General features: G+C 65.8%; 23 protein-coding genes, 1 tRNA gene and 1 rRNA gene. 21 read left to right on the top strand and 4 right to left on the bottom strand.

Going from position 1 to position 22,656, the window contains the following annotated elements:
* The 12 genes from rrf to xerD form a co-directional block, all read left to right on the top strand.
* Window positions 1-118 (top strand): 5S ribosomal RNA (rrf, locus tag Cocul_RS03950); the annotation flags it as partial.
* An 85-nt stretch (window positions 119-203) separates the two neighbouring features.
* Complete coding sequence (locus Cocul_RS03945) at window positions 204-965, top strand: tetratricopeptide repeat protein (protein ID WP_245622090.1); 762 nt, start codon at window positions 204-206, stop codon at window positions 963-965.
* Entirely contained in the window at window positions 962-1,867 is a 906-nt protein-coding gene (locus tag Cocul_RS03940; protein WP_055121972.1) for an HAD-IIA family hydrolase, read from the top strand. The genes Cocul_RS03945 and Cocul_RS03940 overlap by 4 nt, the downstream gene beginning before the upstream one ends.
* A complete protein-coding gene (locus tag Cocul_RS12990) occupies window positions 1,864-1,998 on the top strand; it encodes a hypothetical protein (RefSeq protein ID WP_281176048.1) in 135 nt (44 codons plus the stop codon). The genes Cocul_RS03940 and Cocul_RS12990 overlap by 4 nt, the downstream gene beginning before the upstream one ends.
* Window positions 1,998-2,786 carry a TlyA family RNA methyltransferase gene (locus Cocul_RS03935; protein WP_055121971.1) on the top strand — a complete coding sequence of 263 codons (789 nt, stop codon included), beginning with the start codon at window positions 1,998-2,000 and terminating at the stop codon, window positions 2,784-2,786. The genes Cocul_RS12990 and Cocul_RS03935 overlap by 1 nt, the downstream gene beginning before the upstream one ends.
* Window positions 2,783-3,619 carry an NAD kinase gene (locus tag Cocul_RS03930; protein WP_055121970.1) on the top strand — a complete coding sequence of 279 codons (837 nt, stop codon included), beginning with the start codon at window positions 2,783-2,785 and terminating at the stop codon, window positions 3,617-3,619. Before Cocul_RS03935 ends, Cocul_RS03930 begins: the two co-directional genes overlap by 4 nt.
* Window positions 3,609-5,303, top strand: coding sequence for a DNA repair protein RecN (recN, locus tag Cocul_RS03925; RefSeq protein ID WP_055121969.1), 1,695 nt, complete (start codon window positions 3,609-3,611; stop codon window positions 5,301-5,303). Before Cocul_RS03930 ends, recN begins: the two co-directional genes overlap by 11 nt.
* 8 nt (window positions 5,304-5,311) lie before the next feature.
* Window positions 5,312-6,487, top strand: a complete 1,176-nt coding sequence (gene steA, locus Cocul_RS03920) for a putative cytokinetic ring protein SteA (RefSeq protein ID WP_055121968.1) — start codon at window positions 5,312-5,314, stop codon at window positions 6,485-6,487.
* Between the two features lie 3 nt (window positions 6,488-6,490).
* Entirely contained in the window at window positions 6,491-7,237 is a 747-nt protein-coding gene (locus Cocul_RS03915; protein ID WP_055121967.1) for a copper transporter, read from the top strand.
* Window positions 7,238-7,243: 6 nt separating this feature from the next.
* Window positions 7,244-8,830, top strand: a complete 1,587-nt coding sequence (locus tag Cocul_RS03910) for a CTP synthase (RefSeq protein ID WP_055121966.1) — start codon at window positions 7,244-7,246, stop codon at window positions 8,828-8,830.
* Complete coding sequence (locus Cocul_RS03905) at window positions 8,818-9,426, top strand: NUDIX domain-containing protein (RefSeq protein ID WP_055121965.1); 609 nt, start codon at window positions 8,818-8,820, stop codon at window positions 9,424-9,426. The genes Cocul_RS03910 and Cocul_RS03905 overlap by 13 nt, the downstream gene beginning before the upstream one ends.
* A complete protein-coding gene (gene xerD / locus Cocul_RS03900) occupies window positions 9,401-10,258 on the top strand; it encodes a site-specific tyrosine recombinase XerD (RefSeq protein ID WP_055121964.1) in 858 nt (285 codons plus the stop codon). The genes Cocul_RS03905 and xerD overlap by 26 nt, the downstream gene beginning before the upstream one ends.
* On the opposite strand, the gene Cocul_RS03895 is transcribed toward xerD, so the two are convergent.
* A complete protein-coding gene (locus Cocul_RS03895; RefSeq protein ID WP_150114339.1) occupies window positions 10,206-11,354 on the bottom strand; it encodes an HNH endonuclease signature motif containing protein in 1,149 nt (382 codons plus the stop codon). The genes xerD and Cocul_RS03895 overlap by 53 nt on opposite strands.
* A 218-nt stretch (window positions 11,355-11,572) precedes the next feature.
* Between Cocul_RS03895 and Cocul_RS03890 the strand changes: the two genes are divergently transcribed.
* From Cocul_RS03890 to der, 6 genes are read left to right on the top strand one after another with little or no spacing between them, the layout of a single operon-like run.
* The gene (locus Cocul_RS03890) at window positions 11,573-12,424 is read left to right on the top strand and encodes a ParA family protein (RefSeq protein WP_055121962.1); all 852 of its coding nucleotides are present in this window, start codon (window positions 11,573-11,575) and stop codon (window positions 12,422-12,424) included.
* Window positions 12,421-13,200, top strand: coding sequence for a segregation and condensation protein A (locus Cocul_RS03885; protein WP_055121961.1), 780 nt, complete (start codon window positions 12,421-12,423; stop codon window positions 13,198-13,200). Before Cocul_RS03890 ends, Cocul_RS03885 begins: the two co-directional genes overlap by 4 nt.
* A 16-nt stretch (window positions 13,201-13,216) precedes the next feature.
* Complete coding sequence (locus Cocul_RS03880; RefSeq protein WP_150114338.1) at window positions 13,217-13,801, top strand: sulfurtransferase; 585 nt, start codon at window positions 13,217-13,219, stop codon at window positions 13,799-13,801.
* Complete coding sequence (gene scpB / locus Cocul_RS03875; RefSeq protein WP_150114337.1) at window positions 13,798-14,325, top strand: SMC-Scp complex subunit ScpB; 528 nt, start codon at window positions 13,798-13,800, stop codon at window positions 14,323-14,325. Before Cocul_RS03880 ends, scpB begins: the two co-directional genes overlap by 4 nt.
* A 23-nt stretch (window positions 14,326-14,348) precedes the next feature.
* Entirely contained in the window at window positions 14,349-15,188 is an 840-nt protein-coding gene (locus Cocul_RS03870) for a pseudouridine synthase (RefSeq protein WP_055121959.1), read from the top strand.
* A complete protein-coding gene (der, locus tag Cocul_RS03865; protein WP_055121958.1) occupies window positions 15,185-17,164 on the top strand; it encodes a ribosome biogenesis GTPase Der in 1,980 nt (659 codons plus the stop codon). Before Cocul_RS03870 ends, der begins: the two co-directional genes overlap by 4 nt.
* Here the strand turns inward: der and Cocul_RS03860 are convergent.
* Window positions 17,101-17,880, bottom strand: coding sequence for a class I SAM-dependent methyltransferase (locus Cocul_RS03860; protein WP_055121957.1), 780 nt, complete (start codon window positions 17,878-17,880; stop codon window positions 17,101-17,103). The two genes, der and Cocul_RS03860, sit on opposite strands and share 64 nt — an antisense overlap.
* 18 nt (window positions 17,881-17,898) lie before the next feature.
* Between Cocul_RS03860 and Cocul_RS03855 the strand changes: the two genes are divergently transcribed.
* The 3 genes from Cocul_RS03855 to Cocul_RS03845 are packed head-to-tail and all read left to right on the top strand — an operon-like array spanning window position 17,899 to window position 21,802.
* Window positions 17,899-19,248, top strand: a complete 1,350-nt coding sequence (locus Cocul_RS03855; protein WP_082422134.1) for an ABC transporter transmembrane domain-containing protein — start codon at window positions 17,899-17,901, stop codon at window positions 19,246-19,248.
* Window positions 19,236-20,897, top strand: a complete 1,662-nt coding sequence (locus Cocul_RS03850; protein WP_055121955.1) for an ABC transporter ATP-binding protein — start codon at window positions 19,236-19,238, stop codon at window positions 20,895-20,897. Before Cocul_RS03855 ends, Cocul_RS03850 begins: the two co-directional genes overlap by 13 nt.
* A complete protein-coding gene (locus Cocul_RS03845; protein ID WP_150114336.1) occupies window positions 20,894-21,802 on the top strand; it encodes a CE1 family esterase in 909 nt (302 codons plus the stop codon). The genes Cocul_RS03850 and Cocul_RS03845 overlap by 4 nt, the downstream gene beginning before the upstream one ends.
* Before the next feature lie 28 nt (window positions 21,803-21,830).
* Here Cocul_RS03845 and Cocul_RS03840 read toward each other — a convergent pair.
* Together Cocul_RS03840 and Cocul_RS03835 are read right to left on the bottom strand one after the other, a co-directional pair.
* A tRNA-Pro gene (locus tag Cocul_RS03840) sits at window positions 21,831-21,907 on the bottom strand.
* A gap of 42 nt (window positions 21,908-21,949) precedes the next feature.
* Window positions 21,950-22,636 carry an alpha/beta hydrolase family protein gene (locus Cocul_RS03835; RefSeq protein WP_055121953.1) on the bottom strand — a complete coding sequence of 229 codons (687 nt, stop codon included), beginning with the start codon at window positions 22,634-22,636 and terminating at the stop codon, window positions 21,950-21,952.
* Window positions 22,637-22,656 lie beyond the last annotated feature (20 nt).

Below are 22,656 nucleotides of genomic sequence, written 5' to 3'. Positions count from 1 at the left end.
TGGTGGTTGATGGTGGTGGGGAAACGCCCGGTCCCTTTTCGAACCCGGTGAGCTAAGCCCATTTCATGCTGATGGTACTGCATTCGTTGGGGTGTGGGAGAGTAGGTTGCCGCCAACACTAAAAATTCATAGTGGTATGTGTGTAGGGGTGTGGGTTGTGGTGACCCACACCCCCACACACATATTCAAGTACAGTCAGGTACGTGGAAAGGCAGCATATGAATCGGGAACGTCGGCATTCTCAGCGCGCTGGAAGCCGTAACCGGACTAATCCTCAGCGCCAGGGTTTCCGCGAGGAGCGGGCTAAAAACCGTGAGGATGAGCCGACGTTGCCGGAGGATATTAACATTCGGGATCTCGATCCGATGGTGCTGCAAGACCTTAAGGTGCTCTCCAAGCAGAATGCGGAGAGCGTCGCTAAGCATATGATTATGGCCGCCACCCTCATGGACGAGGACCCCGAACTTGCCCTGCGCCATGCCCGCGCTGCGAAGAACCGTGCGGGGCGCGTGGCGGTGGCCCGGGAGACCAACGGCATCGCCGCGTACCGTGCGGGGGAGTGGAAGGAAGCTCTCTCGGAGTTGCGGGCGGCGCGCCGCATGAGCGGCGGGCCGGGTTTACTGGCGCTGATGGCGGACTGCGAGCGCGGGTTGGGCCGCCCGCTCAAGGCCCTAGAGATAGGTCGCTCCGAGGAGGCCGCGCAGTTGGATAAGGAGTCCGCGATAGAGCTGGGTATCGTCCTGGCGGGTGCCCGGCAGGATTTGGGTCAACACGATGCCGCGGTGCTGACCCTGGAACGCCTGAATCCCTCTCTCACAGCGACGGGCCTGGTGGCCCTGCGATTGGCCTATGCCTACGGCGATGCGCTGGAGGCGGCGGGCCGCAAGGAGGAGGCCCGCCCCTGGTTCGAGCGCGTGATGGCCCTGGACGAGGACGGCTTTTTTGATGCCCAGGAGCGGTTATGACCCTGGCCCAGGAACATGATGCCCTTCTCTTTGACCTCGATGGCACCGTGTGGCACGGGGACACCGCGATCCTGGAGGCGGTCGAGGCCCTGCGAGGGTTAGATCCGATCTACCTCACCAATAATGCCTCCAAGGCGCCCGCGGAGGTGCAAGAGAAACTAAAGCGAATGGGTTTGCCGACGGGAACCGTGCTGACCTCGGCGCAGGCAGCCGTGAGCCTGGCGCAGGAGGTAGCCCCGGGCGCCCGCGTATTGATCCTGGGGGCACAATCTTTCCGTGACTTGGCGCGGGAGGCAGGCCTGCGGGTCGTCGATAGTGCGGAAGAGGCACAGGTGGTGTTGCACGGGCACAGCCCGGATACCGGCTGGGCGCAACTCTCGGAGGCTGCCCTCGCCATTCAGCGCGGTGCCCGCTACATTGCCTCCAATCGCGATACCTCCTTGCCCTCGGAGCGGGGATTCTTGGTGGGCAATGGCTCGATGGTGGCGGCGGTGGAGTCGGCCACGGGGGTGCGCGCCGTGGCGGCGGGAAAGCCGGGGACGCGTATGTTTGAGCAGGCGACTCAAAATAAGGCGAATCCCTTGGTGATCGGAGATCGCCTGGATACGGACATCGCCGGGGGCAACGCGGCGGGCATGGCTACGCTGCACGTGCTCACCGGGGTATCGGGCAGGGAGGAACTCCTGGCCGCCCCGCCGGAGCACCGCCCCACGTATGTGGCGGAGAGCATGAGCGCCCTGCACGGGGAGGCCGGCGCGGTGCGTCCCGGCCCGCAGGAGAACGCCTCGGCCCGCCGCGAGGGGGACGCCGTGGTGGTGGAGGGGGACACGAGCCACCACAGGCTGCTGGCGGCGTTGCCGGTGGCCTGGGAGGGGCCGTTCTCGGAGATTCGGGGACTATGACCCCGGAGGAGCTGCGCGAGAAACTGCACGGGGCATTGGGGCAACCTGCCGATCGCCTGGAGGACGAGGCCGATATTTTGGAGCGTACCCATGAGATTTTGCAGGGTGCTCTGAAGGGAAAGGAAGGCTAATGCGCAGAAGGCTGGACGCGGAACTCGTTCGGCGCAAGATCGCCCGGTCGCGGGAACAGGCGGTGGAGATGATTCGCTCCGGTCGCGTGGTGGTGGGGGGCTTCCCGGCTCAGAAGCCGGCCACGGTGGTAGAGGAGGGGGCCTCCATTCGGGTGGAGGGCGCCGAGGAAGATACCTGGGCCTCCCGGGGCGCCCATAAACTCATTGGCGCTCTCGATGCCTTCGGCGTGGATCCCACGGGGCAACGGGTTCTTGATGCCGGTGCCTCCACGGGAGGCTTCACAGACGTGGTGCTGCGCCGAGGCGCGCGCGAGGTGGTGGCGGTGGACGTGGGCTATGGCCAATTGATCTGGCGGCTGCAAAACGACCCGCGGGTGCGGGTGCACGATCGCACCAACGTGCGCTTCCTTACCCCGGAGCAGATCGGCGGCCCCTGTGACATGATGGTGGGAGATCTTTCCTTCATTTCCCTGCGCCTGGTGCTGCCAGCCTTGGCGCAATGCGTCACTGGAGACCTCTTCCCCATGGTCAAGCCCCAGTTTGAGGTGGGCAAGGAGCGCTTGGGTAGCGGCGGGGTGGTGCGCAGCGCGGCCCTGCGGGCGGAGGTCACCGAGCAGGTGGCCCACGAGGCTCAGGAGTTGGGGTTGGGGCTGCGGCAGGTGGTAGCCTCGCCGCTGCCGGGCCCCCAGGGCAACGTGGAGTTCTTCCTGTGGTTGACCAAGGGTGCCCCTCCGGCAAGGAACGTGAGCGAGTTGGTGGCGCAAGCCGTGGCAGAAGGGCCGCAATGATGCGTGAGGTAGTGTTGGTTCCCCCGATGGGGGATAACGCGGAGGCCGCGCAGCGGGCCGCGGAGTTGCTTTCCCGTGGTGGCGTCACGGTGCGCTCCCCGCGCGCGGGAGTGAGCGCGGACGTGGAGCTGGTGCTCGTTCTCGGCGGGGACGGCACCTTTCTGCGCGCCGCAGACCTCGCCCACGAGGCGGACGTGCCGGTCTTGGGAATTAACCTGGGCCACGTGGGTTTCTTGGCCGAGTGGGAGGCGGAATCCCTAGAGGAGGCCGTGGGGAAGGTGATCGACCGCGATTATCGCGTGGAGGATCGCATGACCATCGACGCCACCGTGCTCTCCGAATCCCTGGCCCCCATCGCCCACGGCTGGGCCCTCAACGAGGTGAGCATCGAAAACGTGCATCGCCACGGGGTGCTCGATGCCAGCCTGGAGGTGGACGGCCGCCCGGTGAGTTCCTTTGGCTGCGATGGCATCTTGATCTCCACCCCCACGGGCTCCACGGCCTATGCCTTTTCCGCCGGGGGGCCGGTGCTGTGGCCGGAGCTGGACGCGATCCTCGTGGTGCCCAATAACGCCCACGCGCTTTTTACCAAGCCCCTGGTGATGAGCCCGCATTCCACCGCGGCGGTGGAGTCCCTTTCCTCCGCGCGGGTGGTGATGGACGGTTTCCGGGAGGTGACCATGCCCGCCGGGGCGCGGGTGGAGGTGGCGCGCGGGGCGCGGCCCGTGCGGTGGGTGCGCCTCGACGATTCCCCCTTTGCGGATCGCCTGGTGTCCAAACTGGATCTTCCGGTGCAGGGCTGGCGTGGTAGGAAGGATAACCATGCTGGCTGAACTCACCATCGAAAATCTCGGCGTGATTCCCCGCGCCACCACGGAACTCAGCCCCGGCCTGACGGTGCTCACCGGAGAGACCGGCGCGGGTAAAACAATGGTAGTCACCGGCCTGCGCCTGCTCACGGGCGGCCGCGCGGACGCCTCAAGGATCCGCAATGGTGCAAAGAAGGCCGTGGTGGAGGGGCGCTTTCTGGCGGGGGAGGAAGCCGCCGCCATCGTGGAAGAGGTCGGTGGGGAAGCGGACGAGAACGGTGAGTTCATCGCCTCGCGCACCGTGGCGGGTAGCCGTTCCCGCGCGCACCTGGGCGGGCGTTCCGTTCCTGCCTCTACGCTCGCGGCCTTCACTCAGGGTTTGTTGACCATCCACGGACAAAACGATCAACTGCGCCTGCGCGCCCCGGAGCAGCAGCGGGAGGCCTTAGACAGGTATGCGCACATTGATCTTGGTGATTATCGCCGCGCCTACCAGGAGTGGAAGGAACTAGAGCGCGATCTGCGCAGGCGCACGCAGTCGCGTCGAGAGTTAGCGCAGGAATCGGATCGCCTGCTTTTTGCCCTCAAGGAGATCGACGCGGTGGATCCCCAATCTGGGGAGGACACCGAGCTCTTAGCCCTCGTGCGCCGCTTGCAGGACGTCGATGGCCTGCGCGAGCAGGCCACCCTCGCGCTGGCTGCTATCGACGGCGCGGAGGCCTTCGGAGAGTCCGACGAATCCGACCCCGCCTCGACGCTTCTGGGCCGCGCGGCCAGCGCGCTGACCGGCGATCCCGTGTTGGAGGAACTGGGCCAGCGCTTGTCTGGGATTACCACGGCATTGGGGGAGATTACCGCAGAACTAGGCGCCTTTCTCTCCGAGCTTCCCACCGATCCCGAGGCCCTTGAGACCGCGTTGCAGCGCCAGTACCAGCTCAAAACCCTCACCCGAAAGTATGCCCCGGACATTGAGGGCGTGATTGCCTGGCGGGATAAGGCCAGGGAGAAACTCTTGCGCATGGATACCTCCACGGAGGCGCTGGAGGAATTAAAAAAGCGCACCCGCAAGGCATACGAGGCGGTGCTCCAGGAGGGAGAAAAGGTCAGCGAGGTGCGCCGCCGAGCGGCGCGGGAGTTGGGGGAAAGCGTCTCGGCGGAATTACACGGGCTGGCCATGCCCAAGGCGCAACTCATCGTGAATATCCGCACGGGGGAGCCCGGCCCGCAGGGTTTAGACGAGGTATCGCTTCTCCTCGCGGCCAATCCGGAGGCTCCGCGGCGTCCTCTTGATGCGGCGGCCTCCGGGGGCGAGTTATCCCGCGTGATGTTGGCTCTGGAGGTGGTGCTGGCGGGCGTATCCCCGGGCACCACCCTGGTTTTCGATGAGGTCGATGCGGGCGTGGGCGGGCGCGCGGCGATGGAAATTGGGCGTCGATTAGCCCGCCTTGCCCGGCACAACCAGGTGATCGCGGTGACCCATTTGCCGCAGGTGGCGGCCTATGCCGACACCCACTTGCACGTGGCCAAGGACGATACGGTGACCTCCGGGGTAGAAACCCTCACGGGGCAGCGGCGAGTGGAAGAACTCGCGCGCATGCTCGCCGGGTTGGTGGACGCCACGGGGCTGGCGCACGCGGCGGAACTGTTGGAACGCGCACAGGAATTTTCCCGCGCGCCTTCACCACTTGAGAATGATAACGCGCAATGATGTGACGCATGAGTCTGTTCTCCCGCAAAGACGATCTCCCCGGTCAGCACGGGGTAGTGCGCGATTGCACCTCGCAGGGCAAGGGCCTCAAGCGCTTCTCCCCCGGGGACATCGCGGTGATCGACGCCTCGGATATTTCCCGCCGCCTTGCGCAGGACCTCATCGACCTGAAGCCCTCCGTGGTCATCAACAAGTCCGCCTTTAGCACGGGGGCCGTGCCCAACTTCGGTCCCACCATGCTGCTGGATGCCTCGATCGCGCTGATCGATTCCGCGGGCCCCCTGGGCGGCCTGCGCGATGGCAAGAAACTGCGCGTCTCCGAGGAGGGCGGGATCTACCACGGGGACAAGCACCTGGGTGACGGTCATCCGGTGACCCGTCAGGAGGCGGAAAAGTCCTTTAACGAGGCCCAGCAGTCCCTGGTGGAGCGCATGGAGGCCTACTTTGGCAACACCGTGGAGTTCCTCAACACGGAGGCCCCGCTCCTCGTCGATGGGTTGGGTATTCCCGATACCGGTGAGGAGATCCGGGGGCGCAAAACCCTGGTGGTCAGCCCCGGGGCCCGCCACCGCGAACAGGTGGAGGCGTTGCGCTACTTCATCCGGGAGTACGAGCCCTACATCGTGGGCGTGGAGGGTGCGGCCGATACCCTGGTGGAGATGGGGTATCGTCCCCACCTCATCGTGGGCAATCCCGTGAACGTGGGGGCGGAAACGCTCCGCAGCGGCGCGCGGGTGGTGTTGCCCGCCGACGCCGACGGGCATGCCTCGGGCCTGGAACGGATTCAAGACCTCGGAATCGGCGCCATGACCTTCCCCGCGGCCACCGATTCCGCGACGGATCTGGCGCTGCTCCTGGTGGAGTACCACGGGGCGGAACTGATCGTGAACGCCGGGGCGCCGTTAAGCCTCGATGGAATGTTCGCCGGGAAGCATAACCCTGCGGCCCTGGTCACCCGCGCGAAGATGGGGCCCAAGCTGGTGGACGCTGAGGCCGTGGCCAGCCTGTACATCGTGCCCGCCAGCGGGGGAATAGCGTGGCTGTGGGCCATTCTCGGCGTGCTGGTGGCCTGCGCGACCATCGTGCTCATCGCCGGCTTGGGCGGCACGGGGAGTTTTAGCGATAACCTCATCGACACCTGGAATAACCTGGCGCTGACGGTCCAGGGCTGGTTTAAGGAGTAACGCATGGCGAAGGCAGGATTGGTGATTGCGGGGCTGGGCTTTGGCGTGGCCGTGGGCTCCGCCCTGGGGGCCTACGTGCTGGCCCCGGTGGATCACACGGACGATCTGGCGGTAGCGGCGGCGGAGTCCGAGGCTCAGCGCAGCGCCCAGGAGGCGGATGATTCCGATCGTGTGGTGGAATCCCTCGCTCCCGAGGCTCTGGCGGGTTCCCTCGATCAGCGCCCCGTGCTCATCTTTGCCACCTCGGACGCGGCGGAGAGGGCCTCCACCGTGCGTCACTGGTTGAACCAGGCTGGGGCTATCGACGCCGGGCAGATCACCCTGGAGGAGCGCTTCACGGATCAGGAGGGGGCCGATAGCCTCAAGACCATCGTGACCAACACTCTTCCCGCCGGCGCCCAGCTTTCGGAGAACAGTCTCGATCCGGGCACCCACGCGGGGGAGGCACTGGGTTCGGCGCTCATGCTCAACCCGGAGACGGGCGAGCCGCAGGCCACCGTGGACGAGCGCGCCGATCTTCTCACGGCCCTGCGCGACGCCGGTTTCCTTTCCTACGCCAGCGGCACTATCCTGCCCGCGCAGGGGATCGTGGTGCTCAGTGGTGAGGAGGAGGGCTTTGCGGAGCACAGCCTGGAGAGTTTCGCCGCGGCGCTGAACACGCGCGGTAACGCGGTGGCGCGGGCCACTGCCCCGGATAGGGTGTCTGAGCAGGTCAGCGTGGTATTGCGGCTGCGCGATATGTTAAACTGAAACTCCGTGAAAACGGCCACCAAATATATTTTTGTCACCGGGGGCGTCGTCTCCTCTCTGGGGAAGGGGCTGACGGCTGCCAGCCTGGGACAACTCCTCACCGCTCGCGGGCTCTCCGTGACCATGCAGAAGCTCGATCCATACCTCAATGTTGATCCGGGCACCATGAATCCCTTCGAGCACGGGGAGGTCTTTGTCACCGAGGATGGCGCGGAAACTGACCTCGATCTGGGGCACTACGAGCGCTTCCTGGACCGCGCCCTGACCGCCAAGGCGAACGTCACCACCGGCAAGGTCTACTCCTCGGTGATCGCCAAGGAGCGTCGGGGGGAGTATCTGGGGAAGACCGTGCAGGTGATCCCGCACATCACCGATGAGATCAAGTCCAGGATTCTGGCGATGGGCGAGGACGCGGACGTAGTCATCTCAGAGATCGGTGGCACCGTGGGAGACATCGAATCCCAGCCCTTCCTGGAGGCCGTGCGGCAGGTGCGGCACGAGGTGGGCCGGGAGAACATCTTTTTTATTCATGTTTCCCTGGTTCCCTACCTGGCCCCCTCCGGGGAACTCAAGACCAAGCCCACGCAGCATTCCGTGGCGGAACTGCGCTCCATCGGCATCGTCCCGGACGCCCTGGTTCTGCGCTGCGACAGGGAGGTACCGGCCTCCCTGAAGCGCAAGATCGCGCTGATGTGCGACGTCGAGGAGGAAGGGGTGATCTCGTGCGCGGACTCCGCCTCCATCTACAACATTCCCGAGGTGCTCTACCGCGAGCACCTCGATACCTTCCTGATTCGACGCCTGGGCCTGCCGTTCCGCGACGTCGATTGGAGCGCCTGGGCCGACCTGCTCGATCGCGTGCATAATCCGCGCGGCGAGGTCACCGTGGGGATCGTCGGAAAGTACATCGACCTGCCGGACGCCTACCTCTCCGTGGTGGAGGCCGTGCGCGCGGCTGCCTTTGCGCACCACCTGCGCGCCAAGATCGTCTGGATTTCCGCCGATGAGGATACCTCCGCCCTGGAGCAGTGCGATGGGGTGGTGATCCCCGGCGGCTTTGGGGTGCGCGGGATCGAGGGGAAGATCGCCGCGGTGCGCTACGCCAGGGAGAATAACCTGCCTCTGCTGGGTATCTGCCTGGGCCTACAATGCGTGGTGATCGAGGCGGCGCGCAGCGTGGGCATTGACGCCTCCTCCACCGAGTTCGATCCCGATACGCCGTTCCCGGTGATCGCCACGATGGCGGAGCAGGAGGAAGTGGTGGCCGGGAAGGCGGACCTCGGCGGCACCATGCGCCTGGGGGCGTATCCGGCGCGGCTCAAGGAGGGGTCCGTGGTGGCAGGTTTGTACGGAACCACGGACGTCTCGGAGCGACACCGGCACCGCTTTGAGGTCAATAACGCCTACCGCGAGCAGATTGAAAAATCCGGGCTGGTGTTCTCCGGCACCTCGCCGGATGGGCAGCTCGTGGAGTTCGTGGAATACCCCGATCACCCCTTCCTGGTGGCCACCCAGGCGCACCCGGAATACAAGTCCCGCCCCACAAAGGCGCACCCGTTGTTTGAAGGACTCATCGCCGCATGTATGAAGTGACCGAATCTTCCCTGCTTATCGACGCCCCGATCATCGCCGTGCGGCGCGACGCCGTGACCATGCCCGGCGGATGCAGCGCGAACCGGGAGATCGTGGAGCACTTTGGTGCCGTGGCCGTGGTGGCTCACGACGGCGAGCGCATAGCGCTCGTGCAGCAGTATCGTCACCCCCTGGGAAGGCGCCTATGGGAGCTTCCCGCCGGGCTGCTCGACGTCCCGGGGGAGAAGGCCGTGGAGGCCGCCCACCGCGAACTGATGGAGGAGGTCGGGTTAAGCGCGGCCCGGTGGTCCATGCTCCTCGACGTGGCCACCAGTCCCGGCGTGAGCGACGAAGTCACCCGCGTGTACCTGGCCACCGGTCTGAGCCCCACCGACCGGCCCGAACCGGAGGACGAGGAGGCCGAGATGCAGGTGACTTGGGTGAGCCTGGCCGAGGCGAAGGAAAAGGTGCTGAACGGGGAGATTATCAATTCCGTGGCCGTGGCTGGCATCTTTGCCGCAGCGGAGGGGAACGCGCGCCCGGTGGACACGCCTTTTGACCTGCGGCCGAAGGCCCTGGCGAGGAGGCGCGGTGGATCTGGCGCAGACCTGGCTTAACCACCTGGCGGTGGAACGCGGCCTCAGCCAGAACACGCTGAGCAACTATCGGCGTGACGTGCAGCGTTACCTGGACTGGCTGGATAAGCCCCTGGCCGAGGTGACCAAGACGGACGTGGAAGCCTACGTGGCGGATATTCAGCGCGGTGGACTTTCCACCGCCTCCGCCGGTCGGGCCCTGGTGGTGGCGCGCGGGCTGCACCGCTTTGGGGTGGAGGAAGGGGTACTGGACGAGGACGTGGCGAGGGAGGTTTCCCCTCCTGCCACGGGGCAACACCTGCCAGACACTTGGACGATCGAGGAGGTGGGCAGGCTCCTCGACTCCATTCCCAGCGATACCCCGGTGGACCTGCGGGATCGCGCTTTACTGGAATTGCTGTACGCCACTGGGGCGCGCATTTCCGAGGTGGTGGCCTTAGACGTGGACGGCGTGGACGAGATGCTGGTGCTCACAGGCAAGGGATCCAAGCAGCGCATGGTGCCGGTGGGGGAGGTGGCCCTGCGTGCCGTGGAGGCGTACCTGGTGCGGGGGCGGCCTGCTTTCTCGCCGCGCTGCCACGCCCTGCTGCTCAATAAGCGTGGTGGGAGATTATCGCGTCAGAGCAGTTGGGCGGTGCTCAAAGGGCGTGCGGAAGCCGCGGGGATTGCCAAACACATTTCCCCGCACACCCTGCGGCATAGTTTTGCCACGCATCTCCTTGAGGGGGGGGCAGACGTGCGTGTGGTGCAGGAACTACTGGGTCATTCCTCCGTGACCACCACGCAGATCTACACGCATGTCACCGCTGATAGCCTGAGGTCTGCCTGGCAGCAAGCGCACCCTCGCGCCTAGCCCTCCGCCACTGGGCTATGCTGCGCGCCCAACGTGCTCCCGGGGCGGAAAGCGGGCCGGTGGGGGCGCTGACCTGCCAGCGCCCGTTGGGGAGTATCCACACGATGATCCCCGTGGCCTCATCTAGCAGGTAGCGCACGATGCCATCGGTTTTCATGTTGTGGTGATGCTGGCAGAGAGAAGCGAGGTTTCCCGCAGCCGTGGGGCCGCCATCCTCCCAATTCACGCGGTGATCGAGCTGGCAGACGCGCGCCTGGCAGCCGGGGAACCGGCAGTGGCCGTCGCGGCCCTGAAGATAACGCTTGAGGCTAGCGGTGGCGTTATGCGCGCGGGTGGACTCGCACCTGGCCTGGGTGGGGCGGGCCTGGTTCCTCCAGAAGGCCTCGCGGTGTTGGGGAAGCCAATCGCTCGTGCCGCTTGACCACACGGGGGCGTTTTCTATGTCCGTGGCCTGATAAAGGTTCACCGTGACCGTGGTGGTGATGCTTCCCTGGAGGAGGCGTACGAAGGCCTTGATGGGCGAGCATCCCTGGGAGGAGGTGACGTTGTGAATGGCCTTTTCCACCCACAGACCGAGGTCCTTGGGCAGGCAGGCGGTGATTCTGGAAGAATCATGGAGCCCGTGCTCGATGAATAAGTTTCCTGGGGCGGTGGCGTTGGGGAAACCGAGTAGTTCGTCAAGAATACGGCGCAGGTGCTTCCTGATCTCCGTGGTGGTGGGCATGGCCTGCGCCGGGGCGGTGGGGGTTAGCAGGGAGGTGAGGGCGGCGTCGATAAGCGGATAGTGCTCCGGGGAGGCCACGAGGAGTTCGTTGCCGATGGCCGTGATCCGTTCTCGATCGAGGTGGAAGAGGCGGTGCTGGAGAGCGTGGAGGCGGGGAAGCCTGCGCAGGGTATAGATGCCCACGAAGAGGGAATCCCTCAGCGTGGAGGGAGCCTTGCCCGTGGAACGACTGATGGTGCTGAGTGCCACGCGGGTATCTTGATCCTCCGGCGGAAGTAGTTCCTCCCAGAGGAGATATTCCTCCTTGCGGATGCGTGCGTAGGCGCGGGCCACTGGGTCGGAGTGGTCGCAGGTAGAGAAATAGTATTCCATGGTGATCCCCCTCATCGTTGTCTCCACATTACCCGAGGTATATTCTTAGGTCGAGCGTTCGATTTTACGGAGAATATGACTGACTGGGTCGATAAATGGGGAACGTGTTTTCTGTACTGTAGTCAAGCCCGTGGGCTTGTTTCTGTGTTGCTCGGGTAAAGCCTGTACTCTTTAGGGCAGGAATGACACGCGTGTAGTTTCCGGGCAAGGAAGTGAGTATGACTGTGGGTGATATGGAGTCCGTTGGGCTGACTGGTCGGCCATTGCGTGACTTGCCCGAGCCTGCCCCCGTAGAAAGCCACGGCCCGGCAACCATCGTGGCGATGTGCAACCAAAAGGGCGGAGTGGGCAAAACCACCTCCACCATTAATCTTGGGGCCTGCCTGGCGGAGCTGGGGCGGAAGGTTCTCTTGGTGGATCTTGACCCGCAGGGCGCGCTGTCGGCGGGGCTGGGCGTGGCGCATGAGGAGTTAGACGTCACGGTCTACAACCTGCTGGTGGATAACCGCTCTAGCATCCACAGCGCCCTGCATCGCACCAGCGTGCCGGGATTGGACCTGGTGCCGGCCAATATTGATCTCTCCGCCGCGGAGATCCAGCTTGTCAATGAGGTGGGGAGGGAGCAGACCCTAGCCCGCGTGTTGCGCCCGGTGATGAAGGAATATGACTTCATCATCCTGGATTGCCAGCCCTCCCTGGGGCTGCTGACGGTCAATGCCCTGGCCTGTGCGCACGGGGTGATTATCCCGATGGAATGCGAATACTTTTCCCTGCGTGGCCTGGCCCTACTGACCGACACGGTGGAGAAGGTGCGCGATCGCCTGAACTTTGACCTAGACATCATGGGCATCCTGGTCACCATGTTTGATCGGCGCACGAGCCACGCCCGCGAGGTCATGTCGCGGGTGGTCGAGGTGTTTGGGGACAAGGTCTTTGATTCCGTGATTACCCGCACGGTGCGCTTCCCGGAAACCTCCGTGGCGGGCGAACCCATTATTTCCTGGGCGCCGCGATCGCAGGGAGCGGAGCAGTACCGGGACTTGGCCAAGGAGGTCATTGAGCGGGCGTGAGCGAGTTCCGCGTGGCCCTCGATAACTTCGAGGGGCCCTTTGATCTTTTGCTCCAGCTCATCCACTCCAAGCGGCTCAACGTCACAGAGGTGGCCCTCGCTGAGGTCACCGATGAGTTCATCGCCTATACCAGGGCCCTGGGAGAGCAGGCGGATCTGGAGGAGACCACCGAGTTCCTCGTGGTGGCGTCCACGCTGCTTGATCTCAAAGCGGCGCGCCTGGTGCCCAGGGGAGAAGTGGACGATGAGGCAGACATGGAACTGCTGTCCGCCAGGGATCTGCTTTTTGCCCGCCTGTTGCAGTACTGCGCCTATAAAAAGGTGGCTGATCTGCTCGCGCAATGGCAGCGCGCCGCACAGCGGCGCTACCCGCGCGCCGTGGCGATGGAGGAGCGCTTCGCCCGGTTGCTACCCCCGGTGACCCTGCCGAGCCGCGAGAGGTTCGCCGAGATCGCCGCCGGGGCGCTGCGGCCCAAGCCTCCCGAGGAGGTGGGAACGGATCACCTGCACCACGTGGCGGTGTCCGTGCCGGAGCAAGCGGGACGACTCATGGAGATGCTGCGGATAGCGGGGATACAACGGTGGTTGACCTTTGCCGCTTTGACCGGGGACTGCGCGGTATCCATGCAGGTGGTAGGCCGATTTCTGGCCCTTTTGGAGCTGTACAAGGCCAAGGCAGTGGAGGTGGATCAACCCGAGCCTCTGGGGGAACTGAGCGCGTCCTGGACGGGCCTGGAGGTAGACCCCGAGGTGGTGGCCGCGGCCAATTGGGATTAGCCGTATCGTGGTGCGCATGGCAGCGATTATTGATGTGGAGCAGTGCGCGGGCCTACGCGGCAAGGCGGTGCTGCTCTACGCCACGCGGAAACCGGAAAAAGCGATTCCGGGTTCCCTGGTGATGGACGCGCAGGATCAGGTAGACGATCCCCGGGAGTACTTTGTGCGCATGGGCATCAGCGATGAAACCCCGGTGGTGATCTATGGGGAGTTGGCCGCCTACGTGTGGTGGTTGGCCAAGGTGGCGGGCCTGAACAATGTGGCCGTGCTCGATGGGGGAATGGCGGCGTGGGAGGCCTCGGGGCGGGCGACCGGAGAACCCGGGCAGCCCAAGAACCGAGGCATGATCGCCGCGGAGGTGGCCTGGGAACGGATCGCGGATAAGCCAGAGGCCGACGGTTACGTGACCACGGTGGAGGTAGACGCGGAACTGGAACGTGCCTTGGTTGATGCCGAGGGGTATTTCTCGGAGGACCTCCGCGAGAAACTGGAGCGGCGGGCGGGGAGCGCTCGGGCGCTGATCTTGTGCGGGCAGGGGGCCTGCGTGGGTGCCCTGGCCGCCACGGTGGCGGGATACGGGGACGTGCGGGTGCTGCTGTGAACGAGGTGCGTTCGCGGATCGAGTCTATTTTGCTGGTGGTGGACTCCCCGGTCACCCCCGCCGCGCTGGCCCGGGCGGTGGAGGCAGAGGAGGGCGTGGTGGTAGACACCCTGCGCGCCATCGCCGCGGAGTTTGATGAACGAGCATCGGGCTTTGACCTCCGGGAAAGCGAGGAAGGGTGGCGGCTTTATACCCGGCAGTCCAACGCCCCGGCCGTGGAGGCATTCGTGCTTGACGGCACGCAGACGCGGCTGTCCCGGGCGGCGCTGGAGACGCTCGCGGTGGTGGCGTATCGCCAGCCGGTGACGCGGGCGCAGGTCTCCGCCGTGCGCGGCGTGAACGTCGATGGCGTCATGCGCACCCTGCAATTGCGGGGGCTCATCAAGGAAGCGGAGGCGCCCTATACCTATGCCACCACGGAGTTGTTCTTGGAACTCATGGGCATGGACTCCCTGGATCGCCTGCCCGACCTCGCCCCGCTCTTACCGGAACTCGATCATATTGATGAGGAGTATTCGGGGTAGGATGACGGGCGCACAGTAAGCATATGAGGAAGGACGCATCTGTGAAGGACGAGCCCATCGAGCTCTCTTTTGCCCGCCCCGCGCGGCACCAAAACGTGAGCCTCAACGAGCGCCGCGAGAATCCCTCGGCGGGCGGAGTTCGCCTTCAGAAGGTCCTCGCCCAGGCCGGGGTGGCCTCGCGGCGACACTCGGAGATCCTTATTGACGCCGGGCGCGTGGAGGTCAACGGCAAGGTCGTGGATCGCCAGGGGATGCGCGTGGATCCCAACGTGGACATCATCCGCGTCGATGGTGTGCGCGTCAACGTCAACGAGGACACCGTGTACTTCGTGCTTAATAAGCCGCGCGGCATGCAGTCCACCATGCACGATGACATGGGCCGCCCCTGCATCGGAGACATCGTGGGCGAGCGCGTGGCCGCAGGCAAGCGTCTCTTCCACGTGGGCCGCCTGGACGCGGATACCGAGGGCCTCATCATGCTCACCAACGACGGCGAGTTGGCCAACCGGCTCATGCACCCCAAGTACGAGATCGCTAAGACGTACATGGCCACCGTGCTGGGCGAGGCCGACCGAACCCTCATGGCTACCCTGCGCAAGGGCATGGAGCTTGACGACGGCCCCGCCAAGGTGGACTACGCCCAGGTGGTAGACACGCACAACGGACAGTCCATCATCCGGGTGGAGCTGCACGAGGGACGCAAACACATCGTGCGTCGCCTGCTCAAGGCAGCGGGGTACCCCGTGCAACGCCTGGTGCGCACCAAGATCCACACGGTGCAGTTGGGCGAGCAAAAGCCCGGCTCCATGCGCGCGCTCAATAGCTCGGAATTGACCAGTCTGTATAAGGCGGTGGGAATGTGAATGCCTTGATCGTGGCCGTGGACGGCCCGGCCGGAACCGGAAAATCCAGTACGTGCCGCGCGCTCGCGGAGCGCCTAGACGCCCGGTACGTGGATACCGGGGCGATGTACCGCGTGGCCACCCTGGCCGTGCTAGAGGCCGGGATAGACCCGCGGGACACCGCAGAGGTCATCAAGGCCACCGCCGAATTGCCCACGGAGTTCGACGAGGAGGCCATTCGTGGGCCGGAGGTAACCAAGCACGTCTCGGCGATCTCCGCGATTCCCGAGGTGCGCAGAAACCTCGTGGCCTTGCAGCGCAAGATCGCCGCAGAGGCGGGTCGCGCGATCGTCGAGGGCCGGGACATCGGCACCGTGGTGTTTCCCGAAGCCCCGGTGAAGATCTACCTCACGGCGCAGGCGGAGGTGCGCGCGCGGCGTCGTTACGAGCAAGACCTCGCCGCGGGCCGCGAAGCCGATTTTGAGGCGGTGCTGGCGGACGTGCAGCGCCGCGACGAGGCGGACTCCACGCGGGCGGATTCCCCGTTGCGCCCCGCCGAGGACGCGATCGTGGTGGATACCTCCGAGATGACCCTGGACGAGGTCATCGACAACCTCACCGGCCTGATCCTGGACAGCGAGATGGCCCTGGAATACGAGGAGGATCACGAGAAGGAAGCCCTGTGCACGGTGGCCATCGTGGGGCGGCCGAACGTGGGCAAATCCTCCCTGGTCAACCGCTTCCTTGGGCGCCGAGAGGCCGTGGTGGAGGACACCCCCGGCGTGACGCGCGACCGCGTGAGTTACCTTGCCGACTGGGCCGGGCAGCGCTTTTGGGTGCAAGACACCGGCGGTTGGGACCCCAACGTCAAGGGGATTCACGCCGCCATCGCCCGCCAGGCCGAGGCCGCGATGGACACGGCGGACGTGATCGTGCTCGTGGTGGACTCCAAGGTGGGGATCACCGCCACCGATGAGATCATGGCGCGGCGGCTCCAGCGCTCCGAGGTGCCCGTGATCCTGGTGGCCAACAAGTTCGATTCGGATGCCCAGTACGCCGACGTAGCCGAGCTGTATTCCCTCGGCCTGGGTGACCCCTACCCGGTCTCCGCGCAGCATGGGCGCGGCGGCGCGGACGTGCTGGATAAGATCATCGCCTCCTTCCCGGAGGAGCCCAGGGCGGCGTCGATCGTCTCCGGGCCGCGCCGGGTGGCGCTGGTGGGGCGGCCGAACGTGGGCAAATCCTCCCTGCTCAACAAGTTCACCGGCGAGGAACGCTCGGTGGTGGATAACGTGGCCGGTACCACCGTGGATCCGGTGGATTCCCTGGTGCAGCTGGATCAGAACCTGTGGAAGTTCGTGGACACCGCTGGCCTGCGCAAGAAGGTCAAAAACGCCCAGGGCCATGAGTACTACGCCTCCCTGCGCACCCGGGGCGTGATCGACGCCGCGGAGGTGTGCGTCATGCTCATCGACGCCTCCGAACCCATCTCCGAGCAGGACCAGCGGGTGCTGGGCATGGTGCTCGACGCGGGCAAGGCCCTGGTGATCGGCATGAATAAGTGGGACCTCATGGACGAGGATCGCCGCTGGGAACTCGACCGGGAGCTGGATCTGCAACTCGCGCACCTGCCCTGGGTGAGCCGGATCAACATCTCGGCCAAGACCGGGCGCGCCTTGCAGAAGCTAGAACCCGCCATGCTGGAGGCCCTGGAGAGCTGGGATCAGCGCATCTCTACCGGCCGGTTGAACAATTGGCTGCGCGAGACCATCGCCAAGAACCCGCCGCCGATGAAGAATAACCGCCTGCCCAAGGTGCTCTTTGCCACCCAGGCGAGCACCCGCCCACCCACCATCGTCCTCTTTACCACCGGCTTCCTCGACGCCGGTTACCGCCGCTACCTGGAGCGAAAGTTGCGGGAGGAGTTCGGCTTTCACGGCAGCCCGGTGCGCATCGCGGTGCGCGTGCGGGAGAGGACGAAGGCGTCGCAGCGATAAGGAAGAGAGACGGTATCCGAAGGGCTGTACCCCGAGTGCTCGTAGAGGTACCACTCTAGGTTGGCCTCCACCCGTTGCCGGATGTGCCCCGGGGAGCGCAGCCAGTAGGAGCGGGTGCGGGCCAGGGCGATGATCTCCGGGGGAGTGAGGAGATCCGTCCAGGCGGTGCGCAGCTCCTCCGCAACCCGCCAGGGAGCGGCGAGGTCGGGGTAAAAGCCCGGGCGCAGCACGTCCCCCGCGTGCATGATCCGGCTCAGCCGGAGCACCCAGGGATCGGATACGTCCAGGGTATTCCAGGCCAGGAGCACGCGGCCGCCGGGGCGAAGAATCCGATCGAGTTCCGAGCAGGCCTGGGCGGTGTCCACCCAGTGCCAGGTCTGGGCGCAGGCGGCGGCGTCCACGGAGTGCGTGGCTAGGCCGGTGTGCTCCGCCGTGGCGCGCCAGGCCGGGGCGTAGCGGGCGGCCAGGTGAATCATCTCCGCGCTGGGGTCGAGGGCCAGCACCTCGTGACGCCGGGCCAGCGCCTCGGTGAGCTTTCCCGTCCCCGCGCCGATGTCCACCACGGTGCCCACGCCGTCAAGCAGCGCCACGATCTCTTCCGGGTATCCGGGGCGGGCGTCGTGATAGGCCCGCGCACCCGTGTCAAAGGCGCGCGCGGCCACCCGGCGCTGCTGGGGGGTACGGAAGCGAGGCCGCTCCGCCTTGGAGGGATGCACGGATTAGGATGGTACCTCGTGCCCTTTCTGCTCCGCACCATCCTTTCGCGCGATTCCCTGCTCGCCGGGGTCTTGGTCTCCGTGGCTTTTGTGTGCAACGGCCTGACCCCCGTGGTGGTGGGGCACGCTATTGATCGCGCTATCGCGGAGCGGGGGAGTATTTTCCCTTGGCTGGGGGCGCTCGCCGCGCTCTTTACCCTCAACGCCTTGTGCGGGGCCGCCGGGCGGTGGCTGGGGATCCGCGCAGTGCAGCGCAAGGATCACGAACTACGCATGGAGGTGACCCGGCGGATCGCGCAGGTGCCGATGCCTCCCGGCGCGTTGCTCTCCGTGGCCAGCGTGGATACCCGCCGCGTGGCCGACGCCGTCATGCTCACCATCTTCCCGATGGCGGAGGTGACCTCGGTGATCTATGCCGCCGTGGTGCTGGTGAACGTTTCGGTACCGCTGGGGCTGGCGGTGCTCTGCGGGGGACCGCTGATCGTGTGGGTATCCCTGCGGCAGGCCCGTCCCCTGCGCCGCGCCGCCTTTCGACGCCAAGAAGGCCTGGCCCGGGCGTCCGCCCTCGCCGCCAACATCGTGCACGGCCTGCGCACGCTCAAGGGGATCGGGGCGGTAGGGGCGGTGGGGCAGCGCTATCGCGCGGCCTCCGACGAGGCGTATCGGCGCACCGTGGCCGCTAACGCCGCCCACGCCCGATTGAACGCCGCCACCGATGCCGTGGGTTCCCTCTACGTGGTGGCCCTGGCCGTCGCCGCCGCGGTGCTGGCGCAGCAGGGAAGGATCAGCGTGGGGGAACTCATCACCGTGGTGGGAATCACGCAGTTCATCATCCACCCGATGACCATGCTGGGGAAGAACATCGCCTCCCGATGGGCGGCGGCCCAGGCCAGCGCGCAGCGAATCGAGCAGGTCTTAGACGCGCCAGATTACCCCAGGAACACCGAGGTCCCCGAGGTCACCGGCCTGGAGGTGCGTTCCGGGGAATGCCCGTATTCCTCCGGGGCGGGGGTGATGGTGGCCCCACACCGCGCCGATCTCTTCTCCGGCACCGTCTACGAGAACGTACACCCCGATGAGGAGAAGGCCCGCCATGCTTTGTGGGTGGCGGCGGCCTCAGACATACCGAATAAGGAGGTGGGCGAGGGTGGCACCGCGCTGTCCGGCGGGCAGCGCCAGCGGGTAGCCCTGGCGCGGGCGATCGCCACCGAGGCGGACGTGCTGGTGCTCAACGACCCCACCACGGCCGTCGATTCCGTGACCGAGTACACCATCGCGCAGCGCGTGGCCGGGGAGCGAGAGGGGCGGCACACCCTGGTCTACAGCAGCGCCCCGGCCTGGCGGGAGGTGGCCGAGTGTTCCCGATAGCCACCTGGGCGCAGATACGCAAGGAACTTAGGCTGCGGCCGCGAGCCGTGGTGGCCCTCGTCCTCCTGCTCGGCGGCTCCGCGATGAGCGTGACCATCCCTCACCTCATGGGAACGATGTTGGATGCCGTGATGAACGGCGATTCCCTCCTGGGGCTATCGGGGCTCCTGGTGGGCGCGGCGTTATGCTCCGCCGCCCTGAGCGCGGCCGGCTTCTATCTCATTTCCACCAGCGCGGAACGCGGCATCGCCGGGCTGCGCGCCACGCTGGTGAGCACCGCCCTCGCCCTGCCCGTGTATCGCGTCGAGGAGGCCGGATCGGGGGACCTCGTGAGCCGTTCCACGGACGACGTCTCCGAACTCTCCTCCGCCGTCACGCAGACCATTCCCATTCTTTCGAGTTCCGTGTTCACCATCGCGGCCACGGCGGTGGCCCTGTTGAGCGTCGATGCGCAGTTCGCCCTCGTGCTCCTCGTCGCCCCCCTGTACTACCTCGGGGCCCGCCGCTACCTGAGCGTGGCCCCGGCCAAGTACGCGCGGGAAAAGTCGATGCGCAGCGAGCGCGCCCGCCGGGTGCTAGAGGCCGTCCACGGTGCCGAGACCGTGCGCGCCTACGGCATGGAAAGAAAAATCCACGAGGGGATCCGCGAATCCTCCCTTAAGGTGCGAGACACGGGCATCGCCGCGCGCACCACGATGGTGGTGCTCCAAAGCTGGATCACCGTGTGCGAGTTTTTGACCATCGCGCTGGGCCTGCTCATCGGGTACGCGCTCGACCTCAGCGTGGGGGCCGTGACCGGCGCGCTGCTCATGCTCATCAGGCTGCGCGGCCCCATCATGATGCTCATGCGCGTCCTCGACACCGTGCAATCGGCCTACGCCTCCTTAGCGCGGATCGTGGGCGTCCCCCGGATCGAACCCCAACCGGATTCGGGAGTGGGCGCGGCACGGGGTGTAGCGGAACTGCGCGGGGTTTCCTTCTCCTACGGCGAGCACCGGGCAGTGCGTGATATTGACCTACGCATCGAACCCGGCCGCAGCGTGGCCCTCGTGGGTGCCTCCGGCGCGGGAAAGAGCACCGTGGCCGCCCTGCTTGCCGGGCTGCGCGTGCCCACCCAGGGAGCGGCCCTGATCGATTCCGTGGAGGTCTCCACGCTGTCCGACGCCGAGCGCGCCGGGAGGGTGGCGCTGGTCTCCCAGGAGATCAACTCCTTTGGTACTCCCCGCGAGGACCTCAGCCTGGCCTGCCCCGGAGCCACCGAGAAGGAGATGCACGAGGCGCTGCGCCGCGTGGGGGCGGACTGGGCGGAGGACCTCGATACCGAGGAGCCGCTGGAGCCGGTGCAGAACCAGCAGTTAGCGCTGGCGAGAATCCTGCTGATTGACCCGGCCCTGGTGATCCTGGACGAGGCCACCGCGGAGGCAGGCTCCGCGCACGCGGGGCTGCTGGAAAGCGCGGCGGCGGAGGTGTTACGTGGGCGATCTTCCTTGGTGGTGGCCCACCGTCTTGACCACGTGGCCCTAGCAGATAGAGTTTTGGTCATGGATAACGGCGAGGTGATAGAGGCGGGCAGCCACGAGGAACTGCTCGCTCGCGGTGGGCGGTACGCGCAACTGTGGCAGGCCTGGGCAAGGGGCCGCCGCGGATGAAGCGCCTCCGCGCCGTAATCGCGCTCGTTGCCGTCGGTGTGATCGCCGGACTTTCCCTGGTGGGATTGGTCTCTGCGGGAGACGACCCCGAGGAGGAGGGCTACGCCCCCTTCCCGGAGGTGGCTGCCGGGGAAAGCGCCGTGATAAGCATGTCTTCTGCGGGTATGAATCGCTCACTCATCGTGGACATGCCCACCCAGCCCGCGCCGGAAAAGGGCCATGCAGTGCTCTTTATGTTCCACGGGTGGCAGGAGAACGCGGTTCTCATGCAGGAGTACACGCAGATGGAGGACGCCCAGGCTATTGTGGTGTACCCGGACGGCCTCACCCGCGCCTGGGGCGGCGGCCCCTACGCGCAGACCAATGAGAACAAGGGGGATGAGGCCCTGGTGCGCGATATTATGGGCCGCCTTGAGGCCACCTATCCCATCGACCGCGAGCGGGTCTTTGCCGCGGGCATGTCTAACGGCGGGGGCTTTGCCACGCTGCTCGGCTGCCGCGTGGATGACGTGATTAAGGGCGTGGCCTCCGTGTCCTCCGCCAATTACGACGGCATCCGTGACGGCTGCTCCGAGTCCCCCTTGCCGATCCTGGCGATCCACGGGACCGCGGATCAGGTGATGCAGTATGACGGCGGTACCCGGCACGGAACCAGGTACTACTCCATTAGGGAGGCACGCGAGGCGGACGTGGATCGCAATAAGTGCCGCGAGCCGCTGAGCAAGTACGTGACCGATACCATCGAGCGCACCGTGTGGCAGGGCTGCGATGCCCGCACGGAGTTCTATCGGATCGACGGCGGCGTGCACATCTGGGACGGCAGTCCCGATGACCTCAATTCCACCGTGCCCAAGAACTTTGCCACCGATACGGTTCTGGAGTTCTTCGGGATCGAGCGGGCATAGCAAAAGGCGCGGTTTCCCGCGCCTTTTGTGGTCGGACTGACAGGATTTGAACCTGCGACCCCTACACCCCCAGTGTAGTGCGCTGCCAAACTGCGCCACAGTCCGTTGTGCAGTATCTGCAACGAGGAAGAGGTTACAGCAGTGTGCTTATTTTATTAAATCGCCAGCGCAGCGGCCGGAAATGGACTCAAACCAGGCATGGATTAGGTCGGCGGCCCGGTGCGCGGCCCCGGGGGCGGTCAGCATGTGATCGGAATCTTCCAGGCTGAGGAGGGATTTAGGGTAGGCAGCGTGGCGGAAAATATCCTCGGCCTCCGCGATGGGCACCACCTCATCCGTGGGCGAGTGGAGCGTGAGCAACGGTGCCGTGGGCGGGGCGTAGGAAGAATGGGCGGCGAGGTCCGCTAAGAAGCCGTCGGGAAGGTCGATGGTGTGCCCGGTGATGGTGGCGCTGCCGCCGTGGACGTAGGGCAGGATGCTGCGGTGCGGGTTGTGCGGGCTGCCGACGGTGACGCAGGGGACGTCGATACCGGCCCTGAGCACGGCGGCCCCGCCGAGCGAATGCCCGATGAGCAGGCTCGGGGCGCGATAATGCTCGGAAAGCCAGGAGTGCGCGCGGCGCAGGTGCTCAATGTGCTCGCCGAGCAGGAGGGTGGGGAAGTCAAAGCGCAGGGTGGCGATGCCGTGGTGGGCGAGGCGCTTGCTGATGCGGGCGGTGGCGAGGTTGTGACGCGAGCCGGCGAAGCAGTGCGCGATGAGGGCGTAGGAGCGCGGGTGTTCGGGGGCGTCGATAGTGCCCTTGGTGAACGGGAGGGCGACGTGATGGGGGCGCATTGCCCTAGGATAGAGGGCTT

Origin of the sequence: Corynebacterium oculi (assembly GCF_001412105.1) — a bacterium.
Lineage (GTDB): Bacteria > Actinomycetota > Actinomycetes > Mycobacteriales > Mycobacteriaceae > Corynebacterium > Corynebacterium oculi.
Note: the sequence above shows the minus strand (reverse complement) of the source record. Positions and strands in the feature narration are given on the sequence as shown.